16 protein-coding genes are annotated in these 14,267 nt (G+C 71.1%); 11 read left to right on the forward strand and 5 right to left on the reverse strand.

Annotation, left to right across the window (positions count from 1 at the left end; translation table 11 throughout):
- Positions 1-45: 45 nt before the first annotated feature.
- Positions 46-1,212, forward strand: coding sequence for an ATP phosphoribosyltransferase regulatory subunit (locus HNR01_RS10665; protein ID WP_183667705.1), 1,167 nt, complete (start codon positions 46-48; stop codon positions 1,210-1,212).
- The gene (gene hisG / locus HNR01_RS10670) at positions 1,209-2,186 is read left to right on the forward strand and encodes an ATP phosphoribosyltransferase (protein ID WP_183667706.1); all 978 of its coding nucleotides are present in this window, start codon (positions 1,209-1,211) and stop codon (positions 2,184-2,186) included. Before HNR01_RS10665 ends, hisG begins: the two co-directional genes overlap by 4 nt.
- A gap of 313 nt (positions 2,187-2,499) precedes the next feature.
- Here hisG and HNR01_RS10675 read toward each other — a convergent pair whose 3' ends face one another.
- The 4 genes from HNR01_RS10675 to hemE form a co-directional block, all read right to left on the reverse strand.
- Positions 2,500-2,847, reverse strand: a complete 348-nt coding sequence (locus HNR01_RS10675; RefSeq protein WP_183667707.1) for a lysozyme inhibitor LprI family protein — start codon at positions 2,845-2,847, stop codon at positions 2,500-2,502.
- An 85-nt stretch (positions 2,848-2,932) separates the two neighbouring features.
- Positions 2,933-3,373, reverse strand: coding sequence for a protoporphyrinogen oxidase HemJ (gene hemJ / locus HNR01_RS10680; protein ID WP_183667708.1), 441 nt, complete (start codon positions 3,371-3,373; stop codon positions 2,933-2,935).
- A complete protein-coding gene (locus HNR01_RS10685; protein WP_183667709.1) occupies positions 3,366-3,815 on the reverse strand; it encodes an NUDIX hydrolase in 450 nt (149 codons plus the stop codon). Before HNR01_RS10685 ends, hemJ begins: the two co-directional genes overlap by 8 nt.
- The gene (hemE, locus tag HNR01_RS10690) at positions 3,812-4,882 is read right to left on the reverse strand and encodes a uroporphyrinogen decarboxylase (RefSeq protein ID WP_183667710.1); all 1,071 of its coding nucleotides are present in this window, start codon (positions 4,880-4,882) and stop codon (positions 3,812-3,814) included. The genes HNR01_RS10685 and hemE overlap by 4 nt, the downstream gene beginning before the upstream one ends.
- Before the next feature lie 765 nt (positions 4,883-5,647).
- Here hemE and HNR01_RS10695 point away from each other — a divergent pair.
- The 9 genes from HNR01_RS10695 (at position 5,648) to HNR01_RS10735 (ending at position 13,604) form a co-directional block, all read left to right on the forward strand.
- Positions 5,648-6,478, forward strand: coding sequence for a pyruvate, water dikinase regulatory protein (locus tag HNR01_RS10695; protein ID WP_017484898.1), 831 nt, complete (start codon positions 5,648-5,650; stop codon positions 6,476-6,478).
- A 22-nt stretch (positions 6,479-6,500) separates the two neighbouring features.
- Positions 6,501-7,649, forward strand: a complete 1,149-nt coding sequence (locus HNR01_RS10700; protein WP_183667711.1) for a glycosyltransferase family 61 protein — start codon at positions 6,501-6,503, stop codon at positions 7,647-7,649.
- Between the two features lie 17 nt (positions 7,650-7,666).
- Positions 7,667-8,296 carry a Maf family protein gene (locus HNR01_RS10705; RefSeq protein WP_183667712.1) on the forward strand — a complete coding sequence of 210 codons (630 nt, stop codon included), beginning with the start codon at positions 7,667-7,669 and terminating at the stop codon, positions 8,294-8,296.
- A 14-nt stretch (positions 8,297-8,310) separates the two neighbouring features.
- Positions 8,311-9,333: a cation diffusion facilitator family transporter gene (locus HNR01_RS10710; RefSeq protein ID WP_183667713.1), complete on the forward strand. Its 1,023-nt coding sequence runs from the start codon at positions 8,311-8,313 to the stop codon at positions 9,331-9,333.
- A gap of 40 nt (positions 9,334-9,373) precedes the next feature.
- Complete coding sequence (locus HNR01_RS10715; RefSeq protein ID WP_183667714.1) at positions 9,374-10,222, forward strand: shikimate dehydrogenase; 849 nt, start codon at positions 9,374-9,376, stop codon at positions 10,220-10,222.
- Complete coding sequence (gene coaE, locus HNR01_RS10720) at positions 10,219-10,839, forward strand: dephospho-CoA kinase (protein WP_183667715.1); 621 nt, start codon at positions 10,219-10,221, stop codon at positions 10,837-10,839. The genes HNR01_RS10715 and coaE overlap by 4 nt, the downstream gene beginning before the upstream one ends.
- A 71-nt stretch (positions 10,840-10,910) precedes the next feature.
- Positions 10,911-11,621, forward strand: a complete 711-nt coding sequence (gene dnaQ, locus HNR01_RS10725) for a DNA polymerase III subunit epsilon (protein WP_017484890.1) — start codon at positions 10,911-10,913, stop codon at positions 11,619-11,621.
- Positions 11,622-11,823: 202 nt separating this feature from the next.
- Entirely contained in the window at positions 11,824-12,273 is a 450-nt protein-coding gene (locus HNR01_RS10730; protein WP_183667790.1) for a ribbon-helix-helix domain-containing protein, read from the forward strand.
- A gap of 89 nt (positions 12,274-12,362) precedes the next feature.
- Positions 12,363-13,604 (forward strand): extracellular catalytic domain type 1 short-chain-length polyhydroxyalkanoate depolymerase, encoded by a 1,242-nt coding sequence (locus HNR01_RS10735; RefSeq protein WP_183667716.1) that lies wholly within the window; start codon positions 12,363-12,365, stop codon positions 13,602-13,604.
- Positions 13,605-13,654: 50 nt separating this feature from the next.
- Here the strand turns inward: HNR01_RS10735 and HNR01_RS10740 are convergent, their stop codons facing one another.
- Positions 13,655-14,155 carry an NUDIX hydrolase gene (locus HNR01_RS10740; protein ID WP_183667717.1) on the reverse strand — a complete coding sequence of 167 codons (501 nt, stop codon included), beginning with the start codon at positions 14,153-14,155 and terminating at the stop codon, positions 13,655-13,657.
- Positions 14,156-14,267 lie beyond the last annotated feature (112 nt).

The raw sequence follows: 14,267 nt of genomic DNA on the forward strand, positions 1-14,267 counted from the left end.
CGCCGGTTGCTAGGAGGGCGCCGATCGAGGCTCGGACGAAGAAGCATGACGAGACCGGAGGCAGGCGGCCCGAGCGGGGCGGAGGCTTTGCGCCATGTGCGGCTGTCGGCGCATTTTTCCGCCTGCGGATACGTGCCGGCCTCGCCCCCCGTGCTGCAGCCGGTCGAGCCCTTCCTCGAACTGTCGGGCGAGGACATCCGGCGGCGCATCTTCGTGACGCAGGATGCGACCGGAGCCGAGTTGTGCCTGCGGCCGGAATTCACCATCCCCGTCTGCCGCCTGCATCAGGCGACGCGGCCGGGCGAGAGCGCCGATTACAGCTATCTCGGGCCCGTCTTCCGCGTCGCGGCGGGCGAGCCCGACGAGTTCGTCCAGGGCGGCATCGAGTCGATCGGGCGCACCGACACCCCGGCCGCGGATGCCGAGGTGCTCGGGCTCGCCCTCGAGGGGCTCGACCTGCTCGGGCGCTCCGACGTCGCGGTGCGGCTCGGCGATATGGGCCTGACCCACGCCTTCCTCGACGCGCTCGCCGTGCCGCCGGTCGCCAAGCGCCGGACCCTGCGGGCCATCGCCGCCGGGCGCTCCCTCGACGAGGTGGCGAACGCGGCGCAGACCGAGGACCGCCATGCCGGCCTGCTCGCGGCGATCCAGGGCCAGGATGCCGGCGCCGTGCGGGCCTTCGTCGAGGACGTGCTGTCGATCGCCGGGATCTCGCAGGTCGGCGGGCGCAGCGCCGGCGCCATCGCCGAGCGCTTCCTCGCCAAAGCCTCGGCGCAGGCACAGGGCGGCGCCGGCCTCAACGCGGGCAACCGCGAGCTGATCGAGCGCTATTGCGCGATCGGCGGCGATCCCGACGCGGCGGCGGCCGCGGTGCGGGCGCTCGCCCGCGAGGCGGGACTGACCCATGCGGGGCTCGACGCGGCGCTCGCCCTGTTCGAGGAGCGCACCGGCTTCATGGCGGCGCGCGGCCTGCCCGTGGAGCGCTTCCGCTTCAGCGGCGGGTTCGCGCGCAACCTCGACTACTATACCGGCTTCATCTTCGAGGTGACGGGCTCGGCAGGAGGACCGACCCTGGTCGGCGGCGGGCGCTACGACGGGCTCCTGCAGCAGCTCGGCAGCCCGGTGCCGCTGCCGGCGGTGGGCTGCGCATTCTGGCTGTCGCGTTGTGCCGCAGGAAGCGCGGCAGAAAGCGCGGAAGGAGTTGTGGCGTGACCGATCAGCCCCTCGTCCTCGCCGTGCCCTCCAAGGGCCGGCTCCAGGAGAATGCGAGCGCCTTCTTCTCCCGCGCCGGCCTGAAGCTCGTGCAGAAGGCGGGTGCGCGCGAGTATCGCGGTACGCTCGCCGGGCTTCCCGGAATCGAGGTGCGCTACCTCTCGGCCTCCGAGATCGCCGGCCAGCTCGCCAGCGGCGCCGCCCATCTCGGGGTCACCGGCGAGGACCTAATCCGCGAGATGCTGCCCGATCCGGCCGGCAGCGTCGAGCTGCTGACGCCGCTCGGCTTCGGCCATGCCAGCGTGGTGGTGGCGGTGCCGCAGGCCTGGATCGACGTGCGCGCCATGAGCGATCTCGACGAGGTGGCGAGCGAGATGCGCCTGCGCCAGGGCCGGCGGATGCGCATCGCCACCAAATACGTGAACCTGACCCGCCGCTTCTTCGCCGAGGCCGGCATCGCCGATTACCGCATCGTCGAGAGCCTGGGCGCCACCGAGGGCGCGCCGGCGGCGGGCTCGGCGGAGATCATCGTCGACATCACCACCACCGGCACCACGCTCGCGGCCAACGCCCTCAAGATCCTCGATGACGGGGTGATGCTGCGCTCGGAGGCCAACCTCGTCGCCTCGCTCAAGGCGTCCTGGGGCGAGACGGCCCGCGCGGCCCTTCGCGCCGTGCTCGGCCGGATCGCAGCGGAAGAGCGCGCCCGCACCACCCGCGAGGTGCGCGCGGCGCTGCCGGAATCCGGCCAAATCGATCTGGCGACGATTGCCGGCCTGCACGAGGCCGAGCTGCCCTACGGCGCGCCCCGCGGCGCCGACGGCGAGATCGTGATGCGCTGCCCGGTGGACGCGGTGTTCGACCTCTCCGACGCCCTGGTCCAGGCCGGGGCGCGGGCGGTCAGCGTGCGGCGGATCGACTATGCGTTTGCGGCAGAGAACCCCCTGGCGGAGCGGCTGCTGGCGCGGTTGTGAGCGGCGGTTTTCTGATGACTCAGGGCGCCGAGGGTTCCCCTCTCCCCGCGTGCGGGGAGAGGGCTTCGTGCCCCCTTGTCGGGACATGAAGCGAGGCGGCAGCCGAGGGTGAGGGGGCGCTTCAGGGTGAGCCTCTTCCGGCGGCGCCCCCTCACCGCCGCTCCGGCTTCGCCTCCGCTTCCTGTCTGCACGACGAGGTGCAGACAGGCCTCTCCCCGCGTGCGGGGAGAGGGGAATCCTCGCATCCCGAAGTGATCAACCGGATACCGAGCAAAGCGGCCCCTCAGGATGACGGGATGGGTGGGAAAGAACCCTACTGCCCGCCCTGCTTGGCAAACTCCGACAGAACGGAGCGAAGAATCTTGAGCCGGCCCTCGTAGGCCGCCGTGAGGCAGGCAACGTCGGTGCCGCAGGCGCGGCGGTCCTTGAGCCAGGCCTCCTGATCCTCCTGCATCTTGGTGCGGTTGCCCATCGGCAGCAGGTCTTTGAGGATGTCGAAGCGCACCGCCATCTCGACGTCGAGATCGTTGAGGCTGCGGGTGTCGCAGACCGTCTTCTCGTCCGGCGTCTCGGCCTTGGCGCAGGGAAAGCTCGCCGCCGCCGCGGGCGAGGCCGCGGCAAGACTCAGAGCAAGGCTCAGGGCGAGGAACGGGACACGCATCGGCAAGGCTCCATCGTGGGCAACGGCCACGCTTTGCCCTTCCAACGGTTCGTTCCCGCCCCGGTGCCCGCCTTTGAAAGAAGAATCAGCTCCAAGGCTTCACGATCGCGAGGATGACGATGCCGATCATCAGCAGCGTCGGCACCTCGTTGATCACCCGGTAGAAGTTGGGGCCCCGCGTGTTGCGGTCGGCGGCGAAGTCCTTGACCGTGCGGGCGAGGAAGCCGTGCACGCCGCTCATCGCCAGCACCAGGGCGAATTTCGCGTGCAGCCAGGGCGCGGCGTAGTAGCCGCTCTGCCACGCGAGCCACAGGCCGAGGATCCAGGTGACGATCATGGCCGGGGTCATGATCGCCTTGAGCAGGCGCCGCTCCATGCCTTTGAAGGTCTCGGACTGCACCCGCGAGCCGGCGGGCAGGGCCGCGTGGTTCACGAACAGGCGCGGCAGGTAGAGCATCGCCGCCATCCACGAGATGACCGCAATGACGTGGAAGGCCTTGATCCAGGGGTACGAAGCGTCAAGCACCGGGTGAGGGACTCCGTGACGGGGATGCCGCGCGCAGGCGCGGCAGAAGCTCTCGGGTGAGGAGCGGCGCGAGCGGCATTGCCGGATCGTCCGCCGAAGGGTTCAGGGCGAGCCAGGCGGTTTCCTCGATCTCCGCGCCGCAGACCGGGTTCAGGCCGAGCACGGCCTCCTGCCGGTAGACGCTCGCCTCGACAACGTGGCCGGGCTCGTTGGCCGCCTCCGCCTCGAACCGGCCGAGGCGGATCGCCGTCCCCGGATCGAAGGTGAGGCCCAATTCCTCCCGCAACTCGCGGGCGAGGCAGGCTGCGTCGGTCTCACCGCCCTCGAACTTGCCGCCGGGCAGCATGAAGCGCGTGCTGCCGCGCTTGCGCACCACCAGCAAAGCCTCGCCCCCGGCCGCCCGCCGCACCAGTGCCAGGGCGGCGACGCGGATGCGGCTCACCGCCCGCCCCGGAGCCGGGCCAGCATCTGCTCGACATGGGCGATCGGCGTCTGCGGGGTGATGCCGTGGCCGAGGTTGAAGATGTGCGGCAGCCCCTCGGTCGCCGCCAGGATGGCGTCCACGGCCGCGTCCAGGGCCCGCCCGCCCTCGATCAGCGTCTCGGGGTGGAGGTTGCCCTGAGTCACCGTCGTGGCCGGCACACGGGCGCGCAGGGCCGCGAGATCGACCCCCCAATCGACGCCGACGGCATCCGCGCCGGTCTCGGGGATGACGCGGGCATGGCCCTCGAGACCCGAGCCGCGGGCGAAGACGACGATCTTCGCATCCGGCACCTGCGCGCGGATGCCCTCGACCATCCGCGCGATCGGACCGAGGGAGAAGCGCTTGAGCGCGTCGCCGTCGCTCGAAGCCGGCAGCACGCCGGCATGGGACTCGAAGATCTGCACCGCGTCGGCGCCGGCGCGGAACTGGCGCACGAGGTACTCGGTCTGGACGGTGACCAGCCGGTCGAGCAGCGCATCGAGAAGCGCCGGATCGGAAGCCGCCAGCGCCCGGGCCGGGGCGAGATCCGGCGTGCCGCGCCCGCCGATCATGTAGCTCGCGACCGTCCACGGCGCGCCGCAGAAGCCGAGCAGCGTGGTCTCGTGAGGCAGCGCCCCGCGGATCCGCTCCACCGCCTCGAAGACCGGCGCCAGATGCGAAAAAATCGCCGGGTCGCCCGCCTCGCGCAGGCGCTCGAACTGCGCCCTGCCTTCGAGCGCGTCGAGGCGCGGCCCCTCGCCTTCGACGAAGCGCACGTCCTGGCCCAGGGCGTGGGGCACCACGAGGATGTCGGAGAACAGGATCGAGGCCTCGAAGCCGAAGCGGCGGATCGGCTGGAGCGTCACCTCGGTGGCGAAGGCCGGATTGTAGCAGAGATCGAGGAAGGAGCCGGCTTCCGCCCGGGTCGCCCGGTATTCCGGCAGGTACCGGCCGGCTTGGCGCATCATCCAGGCCGGGGGCGGGGAGATCGCCTCGCCTGACAGCACCCGCAGCACCGGCCTGTCCGCCGTCCTTGCCTCGGCCATTCCCAACTCGCTTCCTGCCCGCTTGCCCTTTGCGAGGGAGGCCGGAGAGGTCGCGACCGCGCCATCCCCACCCAGGCCCTCTTCAAAGAAAGAGAGATTCTAGAATCTCTGTTTTTTCTCTTGGACGTTGGATCGTGATGCCGCAAGCGCGTCCACAGGCCCTCCCCACAGCCGCGGCGTTAATCGCCTCTTAACGGATTGGATCTAATGTCCACGATAGGCCAAGCTCACCAGCGGCTTGCGTGGGCCCCTGTGCCCTGAGGGCCCCTTCGGTCCCGGATTCTCCCACGGGGGCGACTCCGCCGTGCGCGCAAGATCACGGTGTTGAGGGAGGAGTCGATGGTTTTCGGGGCAACCCGCCATCGCGCGCCCGCCGGCCCGGCTTTTCCCCACTTGTCGACTCCTCGCCGGCCGGTTGGGGACATCCTGCCGACAAAACCGCTCTTGAACGCCTCAAGCCCTTGAAAGAGCTGGCTTTGCGATGAGGCGCCGACGCCTCTTCCAGCCGCGGCGCGGCGCCGTGACGGAGGGAGCCGGGCTCGTCAGCGCGAGGCGGAGCCGAAGCGATCCAGGTCGCGCGGCGGCCTCCGCAACGGCCTGCCGGGTTCCGTTTCCGCGCCATCGGCCCGCCATCAGACTGAGGGCCGTCCGCGGAAGAACGGCAATTCGGCATCGCCTTCGCGCAAAAAAATGCTCTAAGCATCGCGGGCGGGGCGGCCACGCTGTCTCCCAGGATCGATGCGTCACGGCAGAGACGGGCCGACGATGAGCCGCAGCTACTTCCATCTCCACCTCGTTTCGGACTCCACCGGCGAGACCCTGATCAATGTCGGGCGCGCCGCGGCGGTGCAGTACGAGGGGATCTCGGCGATCGAGCACGTCTACCCGCTGGTGCGCTCGGGCGCGCAGCTCGAACGGGTGATCTCGGAGATCAAGGCGGCGCCGGGCCTCGTGCTCTACACGCTGGTCGGCCACGAACTGATCGAGCGCCTGGAGGAGGCCTGCCGCGAGACCGGCTCGCCGACGCTCAACGTGCTCCAGCCGGTGCACGCGCTCTTGCGCTCCTATCTCGGCGCGACCTCGACCGAGCGGCCGGGCGCCCAGCACATGCTCAACGCCGAGTACTTCAAGCGCATCGACGCGATGAACTTCACCCTGGCCCACGACGACGGCAACCTGCCGGCGGATCTCGATGAGGCCGATGTGGTGCTGGTCGGCGTCAGCCGCACCTCGAAGACGCCGACCTCGATCTATCTCGCCAATCGCGGGCTCAAGACCGCGAACCTGCCGCTCGTGCCCTCGATGCCGCTGCCGCCGAGCTTCGAGCGGGTGAAGAAGGCGCTGATCGTCGGGCTGATCGCCAGCCCCGAGCGGATCGTGCAGATCCGCCAGAACCGCCTGCTCAGCCTCAAGGCCGACGACAATTCCTCCTACGTCGATCGGGAATCGGTGGCCGACGAGATCGCTGCCTCGCGCCGGCTCTGCGCCAAGTACCGCTGGCCGACCATCGACGTGACCCGCCGCTCGATCGAGGAGACGGCGGCCGCGATCCTCGACCTCTACCGCGAGCACCGCCTCAAGTTCATCGCGACCTGAGGCAGGGGGGAGGGCGGCGATCATGGACAACGCGGCGCTCGCCGCGGCCGATCTGCGCGAGACCGTCCAGGCCGGGCGCGGGCGCTGCACCGATCTCAGCCTGTCCTATCGGGACTGGGCGCCCCCGCCCGAGCTGCTGATCGGCGCGGTGACGCCGACGCTGCTGCGCGTCTATCACGAGCAGACCACCGTGCTCGGCACGAGCCTCTACGAGCTGCCGGGGGCGGAGGTGACGGAGGAGGGCGTGATCCTCCTCGACGGCGTGTTCCAGTACGCCAGCCAGCTCAACATCTTCCCCGTCAATTTCGAGGATCATTTCCGCGCCATCGCCGCGCGGCTCCCCGATCTGCGCCGGGTCGACGTCGAGGCGCCGGTCGTGCTGCTGACCGGGATGGGCCACCAGATGTACGGCCACTGGCTGGTCGATTTCCTGCCCAAGCTGTTCCTGCTCGACCGGGCCGGCCACGACATCACGCGGCTCAGCTACCTCCTGCCCGCCGACACGCCGGATTTCGCCCGGGTCTGGCTCGGCCTCCTCGGCATCGGCGAGGATCGCCTCGTCGTCTACGACCGCACCCGCGATCGCGTCGCGTGCCGCCGGCTCCTCGTGCCGACGGCGCTGCGCTTCGTCAGCCGCGCCTCGCCGCTGATGCGGCAGGCCCGCCGCTTCCTGCTCGAACGCGCGGCGCCCGGTCCTCGCCGGCAGCGTCGTTGGCAGGCTCCTTGGACGCTCGGCCGCCGACGCGAGAAGCCGGGGACGGAAAAGATCCTGATCTCCCGCTCGGACAATGCCGATACGCACAACCGCCGCACCCTGGCGGAGCGGGCCCTGTTCGAAGAGACGGCGCTCGCCCGCGGTTTCACCCGCGTCCGTCCCGAGCGTTTGAGCGTGCCCGAGCAGATCGCCCTGTTCCGCTCGGCCGGCACGATCATCGGGGAATATGGCTCGGGGCTGCACGGCTCGCTGTTTGCGCCCCCCGGCACCACCGTGGTGGCGCTGCGCGACAACGGACTGGAACTCGGTTTCCTGCAGAGCTCCATCGACCACGCGCTCGGCCATGCCAGCGGCTACGTGATCGGCTCGGAACGCTCGGGGGAGGGGTTCTTCTCCGTGGCGCCGCAGGATATCGACTTCCTGTTCGACTGGCTCGACTGGCGCGGCCTGCGCTGACGGAAACCCTTGTCCCTGTGAACGCCTCCCTTCTCTGGCGCGCGCCCGCGCCCCTCCTTCTCGCCTCGGCGAGCGCCACCCGGCGCGACCTCCTGACGGGTGCCGGCCTGCCGGTGGAGACGGCGCCCGCGCGGATCGACGAGCGCGCCCTCGAAGCCGAGGGCGGCGACATCAGCCCGGTTGAGCTGGCCCGGCGGCTCGCCCGCGCCAAGGCGCAGGAGGTGGCGGCCCGCCACCCCGGCCGCGTCGTGATCGGCGCCGACCAAGTGCTCGAATGCGAGGGCCGCGTCTTTCACAAGCCGGCCGACCGCGCGGCCGCGCACGACCACCTGACCCGGCTCCAGGGCCGCACCCACGCGCTGCATTCGGCGGTGGCGATCCTGCGTGACGGCAGGGCCGAGCCGTTCGTCGCGCAGGACTTCGTGGAGACGGCGCGGCTGGCCATGCGGCCTCTCGATGCGGCGGCCATCGACACCTATCTGCGTCTCGCGGGGCCGGCGGTGACGACTTCGGTCGGCGCCTACCAGCTCGAAGGGCTCGGCATCCACCTGTTCGAGCGGGTCGAGGGCGACCATTCGACGGTCCTCGGCCTGCCGTTGACCCCTCTTCTGGCGCGGCTGCGGGGCCTGGGCCTGCTGGCGTTCTGACACGGCGAGGAACGATGGACGACCATCGGCAGGATCACCGGGACAACCACGCCCATCCGGATCACGGCCACGATCATGCCGGGCATGGGCACCGCCAGGAGCACAGCCATGCCCACGCTCATGGAGGGCACGGTCATGGTGGAGATGGGCACGTTCACGCGCCGAAAAATTTCGGACCGGCCTTCGCCATCGGCATCGCGCTGAATCTCGGCTTCGTCGGCGTCGAGGCGCTCTACGGCTGGCTGTCGAACTCGATGGCGCTGGTGGCCGATGCCGGCCACAACCTCTCCGACGTGCTCGGGCTCGTCGCCGCCTGGATCGCCGCGGTGCTGGTCAAGCGGGCACCGTCGGCCCGCTTCACCTACGGCCTGCGCGGCTCCTCGATCCTCGCCGCCCTGTTCAACGCGGTGGTGCTGCTGGTGGCCACCGGCGGCATCATCGTCGAGGCGGTGCAGCGCTTCCTCGAGCCGGCGCCTGTCGCCGGCACGACGGTGATGGTGGTGGCCGGGATCGGCATCCTCATCAACGGCTTCACGGCGTGGCTGTTCGCCTCGGGCGCGGGGGGCGACATCAACATCCGCGGCGCCTACCTGCACATGGTGGCCGACGCGGCGGTCTCGGCCGGCGTGGTGCTGGCGGGTCTCGTCATCCTCGCCACCGGCTTCGACTGGCTCGACCCGCTGGTGAGCCTCGTCATCGCCGCGCTCATCATCGTCGCGACCTGGGGGCTGCTGCGCGACAGCGTGGCGATGTCGCTTGCCGCGGTCCCGCCCGGCATCGACCCGGAGGCGGTGCGCGCCTGTCTGGCCGCCCGCCCGGGCGTGCGCGGGCTGCACGACCTCCACATCTGGCCGATGAGCACCACCGAGCCGGCGCTCACCGCCCATCTCGTCGTGGCGGGCGAGGCGAACCACGGCCTCTTCCTCAAGGAGACGGCGGACGAGCTGCGCCAGCGCTTCGGCATCGGCCACGCCACCCTCCAGATCGAGGTGGAGGGGGAGACCGCCTGCACGCTGCCCAGGGGCTGCGTCGCGTGATGTCCATCGGCTTCTCAGGCGCATGCGCCGGCAGGATTCCATGACAGTCAGGGCCTTCGTCGTCGGCCACCCGATCCGGCATTCCCGCTCGCCGCTGATCCACGGCCACTGGCTCGCCGAGCACGGGCTCGCCGGCACCTACGAGCGCATCGACGTGGCGCCGGACGCCTTCGAGGCGCTCGTCCGCGGGCTGCCCGGTTCGGGCTTTGCCGGCGGCAACGTCACCATCCCGCACAAGGAGGCGGCCTATCGCCTCGCCGACTCCCTGACGGAGCGCGCGAAGAAAATCGGCGCGGTGAACACGCTGATCGTCGAGGGCGACCGGGTTCGCGGCGACAACACCGACGCCCCGGGCTTCATCGCCCATCTCGACCAGAGCCTCGGCCGAAGCCCGGACCAGGACTGGCCCGAGCGCACCGGCCGGACCGCCCTCGTGCTCGGCGCGGGCGGGGCGGCGCGGGCCATCGTCGTCGGGCTGGTGGAGCGGGGAATGCGGGTCCGTGTCGCCAACCGCAGCCCCGAGCGGGCGCGGGCGCTCGCCGAACTCGACCCCGACCACGTCGAGGCACTGGCCTGGGAGGCGGTGCCGGAGGCGCTCTCCGACACCGGACTTCTCGTCAACACCACCTCGCTCGGCATGGCCGGGCACCCGCCGCTCGCTCTCGATCTCGCCCCGCTCCCGAGCCGCGCGGCGGTGGCCGACATCGTCTACGTGCCGCTGGAGACGCCGCTCCTCGCCGCGGCGCGGGCGCGGGGGCTCGCCGCGGTCGACGGGCTCGGCATGCTGCTGCACCAGGCGGTGCCGGGCTTCGAGGCGTGGTTCGGCCTGCGTCCCGCCGTCACGCCGGCCCTGCGCGAGAAAATCGTCGCGGATCTCGCCGCGCGATGAGCGCTCCCGGCCAATCCCGCCGCCCCGTGGTGCTCGGCCTCACCGGCTCGATCGGCATGGGCAAATCGGCCACCGCCGCGATGTTCGCCGCCCGCGGCGTGCCGGTCCACGATTCGGACGCGGCGGTCCACGCCCTCTACGGGCCGGGCGGTACTGCGGCGCGGGCGATCGGCGATGACTTCCCCGGCACCCTGACTCCGGAGGGCGGCGTCGATCGTCCGGCGCTGCGCGCGGCGGTGCTGGGTGACGCGGACAAACTCGCCCGGCTGGAAGCGATCGTGCATCCGCTGGTCCGGGAGGAGAGCCGCGCCTTCCTCGCCCGCAACGCGGAGGCGCCGCTGGTCGTCCTTGACATCCCGCTGCTGTTCGAGACCGGGGCCGACGCCCGCTGCGACGCGGTCCTCGTCGTCACGGCCCCGCCGGAGGTCCAGCGTGCCCGCGTGCTCGCCCGCCCCGGCATGACCGAGGCGGCGTTCGAGGCGATCCGCGCCAAGCAGATGCCGGATCCCGAGAAGCGGGCGCGGGCGGACTTTTTGATCGACACGAGCCGCGGGTTCGAACACGCGGAAGCCGAGGTGGGGCGGATCGTCGAGGAGTTGGCGAGCCGAACCCGGTGACGGGCGCTGCCGGTTAACCCATCCTTCGGCGACCGGCGCGCAGGCTGCCCGCCGGCCACGGAACCAAAAAAATGCTGCGCGAGATCGTCCTCGATACCGAGACCACCGGCACGGACGCCAGGAACGGCGACCGGCTCATCGAGATCGGCTGCGTCGAGCTGATCAACCACGTCCAGACCGGCAAATTCTACCACCAGCTCATCAACCCGCAGCGGGCGGTGTCCGAGGGCGCCTTCGCGGTCCACGGCATCTCGGACGCGATGCTCGCCGACAAGCCGGTCTTCGCCGATGTGGTCGATGCCTTCGTCGCCTTCTGCGGCGATGCGCGGCTGGTGATCCACAACGCGCCCTTCGACGTCGGCTTCCTCAACATGGAGTTCGCCCGGCTCGGGCCCGCCGCCCCGAAGGCGATTCCGCTGGAGGACGTGGTCGACACCCTGCTGCTCGCCCGCCGCAAGCATCCGGGCGCGGCCAACAACCTCGACGCCCTGTGCAACCGCTACGGCGTCGACACCACCCGCCGGGTCAAGCACGGCGCGCTCCTCGACGCGCAGATCCTGGCCGAGGTCTATGTCGAACTGCTGGGCGGCAAGCAGACCAGCCTCGGGCTCAGCATCGCCGAGCCGGCCGGAAGCGTGGCGGTCGAGGCGCTGGCCGATTCGGGGCCGGCCGGGCCACGGCCAATGCGCAGCCGGCTCACCGAGACGGAGCGCCTGCGGCATGGCAGCTTTGTCGAGACCCTCGGAACAAACGCCGTCTGGCGGGAATACTTGGAACCGTGAGCGCGCGCGCCCTTCGGCGCATATCGGTAAGTCCCTGCCGGCGCCCGCTCTTCTGCGCCGCATCGCCTGAGGGTCCACCGGAGCGGTCGCCGCGCAGCCATCCAAGCCGGACGCCTTTTTGCTGCAATGCAAAAACTTTCATCTTGCGGCGCAGCAAGAGCATTCCCATACCATCCCTGTGGATGGCGCGGGGATGTGCGCGATGATGGATGTGATGCAGCAGAGCCGGCCGGACGTTCCGCCAGCCATGCGCGGCGGGACCAGATCCGGCGACCTTGAGAAGATCACGGTCAATCTCGGCTTCGTCGATCTCGGGCATGTCGATCTGCTCGTCTCGGAAGGCGTCTACGCCAACCGCAGCGACTTCATCCGCACGGCGATCCGCAACCAGATCGAGCGGCACGCCGACATCACCCGCCAATCGGTGGCCCGCAAACCGATCGAGGTCGGCCTGCGCCGCTACGGCCGGGCCGAACTGGAATCGGCGCGGGCATCGGGGACACGGCTCGATATCCGCGTCCTCGGCCTCGCCGTGATCGCCGACGACGTTCCCGCCGATCTGGCCAGCGCCGCGATCGCCTCGATCGAAGTGCTCGGCAGCCTTCAGGCGAGCCCCGCGGTGAAGCGGGTGCTGGCCGACCGCCTGCTCTGACCCCGGAAGACTCCGGATCCGGACACCCCCGCCCTCGTGACCCGCTGCGCGCGTGCGCGCCCGTCGCCGACCCGGAAAGCGAGACCCGCATGACCGAACGTCACAACGCCTTCTTCACCGACATGGCCGAGGCCACCCGCCTGACCCGGGCCGGACGGCTCGGCGAGGCGACCGCCCTGATCCAGCGCAGCCTCGGGGCGGCGGGATCGGTCCCCGAGAGGCCGCAGCCGGCCGACGCCCCAGGCACCCCGCGCGCGGTTCCGCGGCTCGACGGTCCGGCGGCCCGGCTCGAGCCGGAAGCGGATGCGGCGCAGGCGGCGCTGATCCCGGAGCGGCTGCGCGAGAACATCGACCAGATGATGCAGGGCCTGCGCACCCTCGCGCCCTCCCTGCGGGGGCTGGTGGGTGGCAACCTGCACGCTCCGAGACCGGAGGGCGTCGAGCCCGAAGACGGCCAGTTCGTCGAGCGCAGCTTCTCCAATGCGGCCGGCGCGCGGGACTACAAGCTGTTCATCCCGAGCCCGCGGAGCGGGCGGCGACCGCTCCTCGTGATGCTGCACGGCTGCACCCAGACGCCGGACGACTTCGCCGCGGGCACGCGCATGAACGGGCTCGCCGAGGAGGAGGGGATCTACGTCGTCTATCCCCGCCAATCGAGCCGGGCCAACGCGCAGCGGTGCTGGAACTGGTTCGAGCCCGGCGACCAGGGCCGGGAAATGGGAGAGGCCGGCATCATCGCCGGGCTCGTCCGCGCGGTCTGCGCCGAGCACCCGATCGACCGCTCCCGCATCTACATCGCCGGCCTCTCGGCGGGCGGGGCGGCGGCGGCCAACATCGCCCGGGCCTATCCCGACCTGTTCGCGGGGCTCGGCGTGCATTCGGGTCTCGCCGCGGGCTGTGCCCGCGACCTGCCCTCGGCGCTGGCGGCGATGCGTGTCGGCGCGCCCGGTGCGGCCGAGCCCGGCGGTGCCGCCGGCTTCGGCGCCGGAGCGGTGACGCAGGCCCTGCGGGTGCCGACCATCGTCTTCCACGGCGAGGGCGACGGCACGGTCCATCCCCGCAACGCCGAGGCGGTGCTGGCCCAGGCCGGGGTCGAGGCGCTGACGCCGCGGCGGGAGGGCGGGACCGGGAGCGGTCACAGCTACACCCGCACCCGCTACGCCGACGAGACAGGGCGGGTGCAGGCCGAGGCTTGGTCGGTGCAGGGTGCGGGCCATGCTTGGTCCGGCGGCAGCCCGGCGGGCAGCTACACCGACGCGAACGGGCCGGATGCCTCGCGGGCGATGCTCGACTTCTTCCTCAGCCACAGCCTGCCGGGCGCACGGGGATAGGGCATCATCCCGAAAGGCGGCCGCCGGCTTCCGGAAACGGTGACGTAGAATCAATCGGCCGGGGCATCACGCCGGATCTCGTATCCCGGGTGCTGCCCCGGCTCTCGGCGCGAGGCCAGCGCCGCCGCGAGCCCGCCGGGAAACAGGGCGACGCCGTCCGGCAGCGCGGCCGGGGCGAGCCAGCGCGCGGTGCAGGCCGTGCCGTCATCCTCGCTGAAACGGATCACGTCGCGGTCGTAGAGGGTCGCGTCGTGCAGGCGGATATCGGCGGCGAAGACGATCTCGTGACCCAGCGCGCCCTCGTGGCGGTAGATATTCTCGAACACCGTCCAGGGGCCGGCGATGGTCACGCCGCAGCCGAGCTCCTCCCGGAATTCCCGCGCCAGGGCCTGCTCGCGGGTCTCGCCGAAGGCGATGCTGCCGCCCGGCGGACGCACGCCCTTGATCCGGCCGCGGTCGTCGAGGACCTCGACCGCCAGCAGCGCGTCCCCGCGCCACGCCAGCCCGATCACCTTGACGCGGATCGCTTGAGGCGGACGCCAACTCATCATGGAATTCGGTTCCTTCGGCTCGGCCGTTCTCGTGCACGGCGGCGGCATGGGGCGGCATGGGAGCGTGTGACACGTCATCCGTTTGATCACTTCGGCTCCGCCTCGCGATGAC

Origin of the sequence: Methylorubrum rhodesianum (genome assembly GCF_014199985.1) — a bacterium.
In the GTDB taxonomy this organism is placed as follows: Bacteria; Pseudomonadota; Alphaproteobacteria; order Rhizobiales; family Beijerinckiaceae; genus Methylobacterium; species Methylobacterium rhodesianum.

Bases quoted from the DNA above. Each gene is read 5' to 3' on its own strand.
- hemE (WP_183667710.1), bottom strand. From the start codon at position 4,882: ATGGCCGAGGCAAGGACGGCGGACAGGCCGGTGCTGCGGGTGCTGTCA.
- HNR01_RS10665 (WP_183667705.1), top strand. From the start codon at position 46: ATGACGAGACCGGAGGCAGGCGGCCCGAGCGGGGCGGAGGCTTTGCGC.
- HNR01_RS10740 (WP_183667717.1), bottom strand. From the start codon at position 14,155: ATGATGAGTTGGCGTCCGCCTCAAGCGATCCGCGTCAAGGTGATCGGG.
- HNR01_RS10730 (WP_183667790.1), top strand. From the start codon at position 11,824: ATGATGGATGTGATGCAGCAGAGCCGGCCGGACGTTCCGCCAGCCATG.
- coaE (WP_183667715.1), top strand. From the start codon at position 10,219: ATGAGCGCTCCCGGCCAATCCCGCCGCCCCGTGGTGCTCGGCCTCACC.
- HNR01_RS10710 (WP_183667713.1), top strand. From the start codon at position 8,311: ATGGACGACCATCGGCAGGATCACCGGGACAACCACGCCCATCCGGAT.
- HNR01_RS10700 (WP_183667711.1), top strand. From the start codon at position 6,501: ATGGACAACGCGGCGCTCGCCGCGGCCGATCTGCGCGAGACCGTCCAG.
- HNR01_RS10675 (WP_183667707.1), bottom strand. From the start codon at position 2,847: ATGCGTGTCCCGTTCCTCGCCCTGAGCCTTGCTCTGAGTCTTGCCGCG.
- HNR01_RS10735 (WP_183667716.1), top strand. From the start codon at position 12,363: ATGACCGAACGTCACAACGCCTTCTTCACCGACATGGCCGAGGCCACC.
- dnaQ (WP_017484890.1), top strand. From the start codon at position 10,911: ATGCTGCGCGAGATCGTCCTCGATACCGAGACCACCGGCACGGACGCC.
- HNR01_RS10695 (WP_017484898.1), top strand. From the start codon at position 5,648: ATGAGCCGCAGCTACTTCCATCTCCACCTCGTTTCGGACTCCACCGGC.
- HNR01_RS10715 (WP_183667714.1), top strand. From the start codon at position 9,374: ATGACAGTCAGGGCCTTCGTCGTCGGCCACCCGATCCGGCATTCCCGC.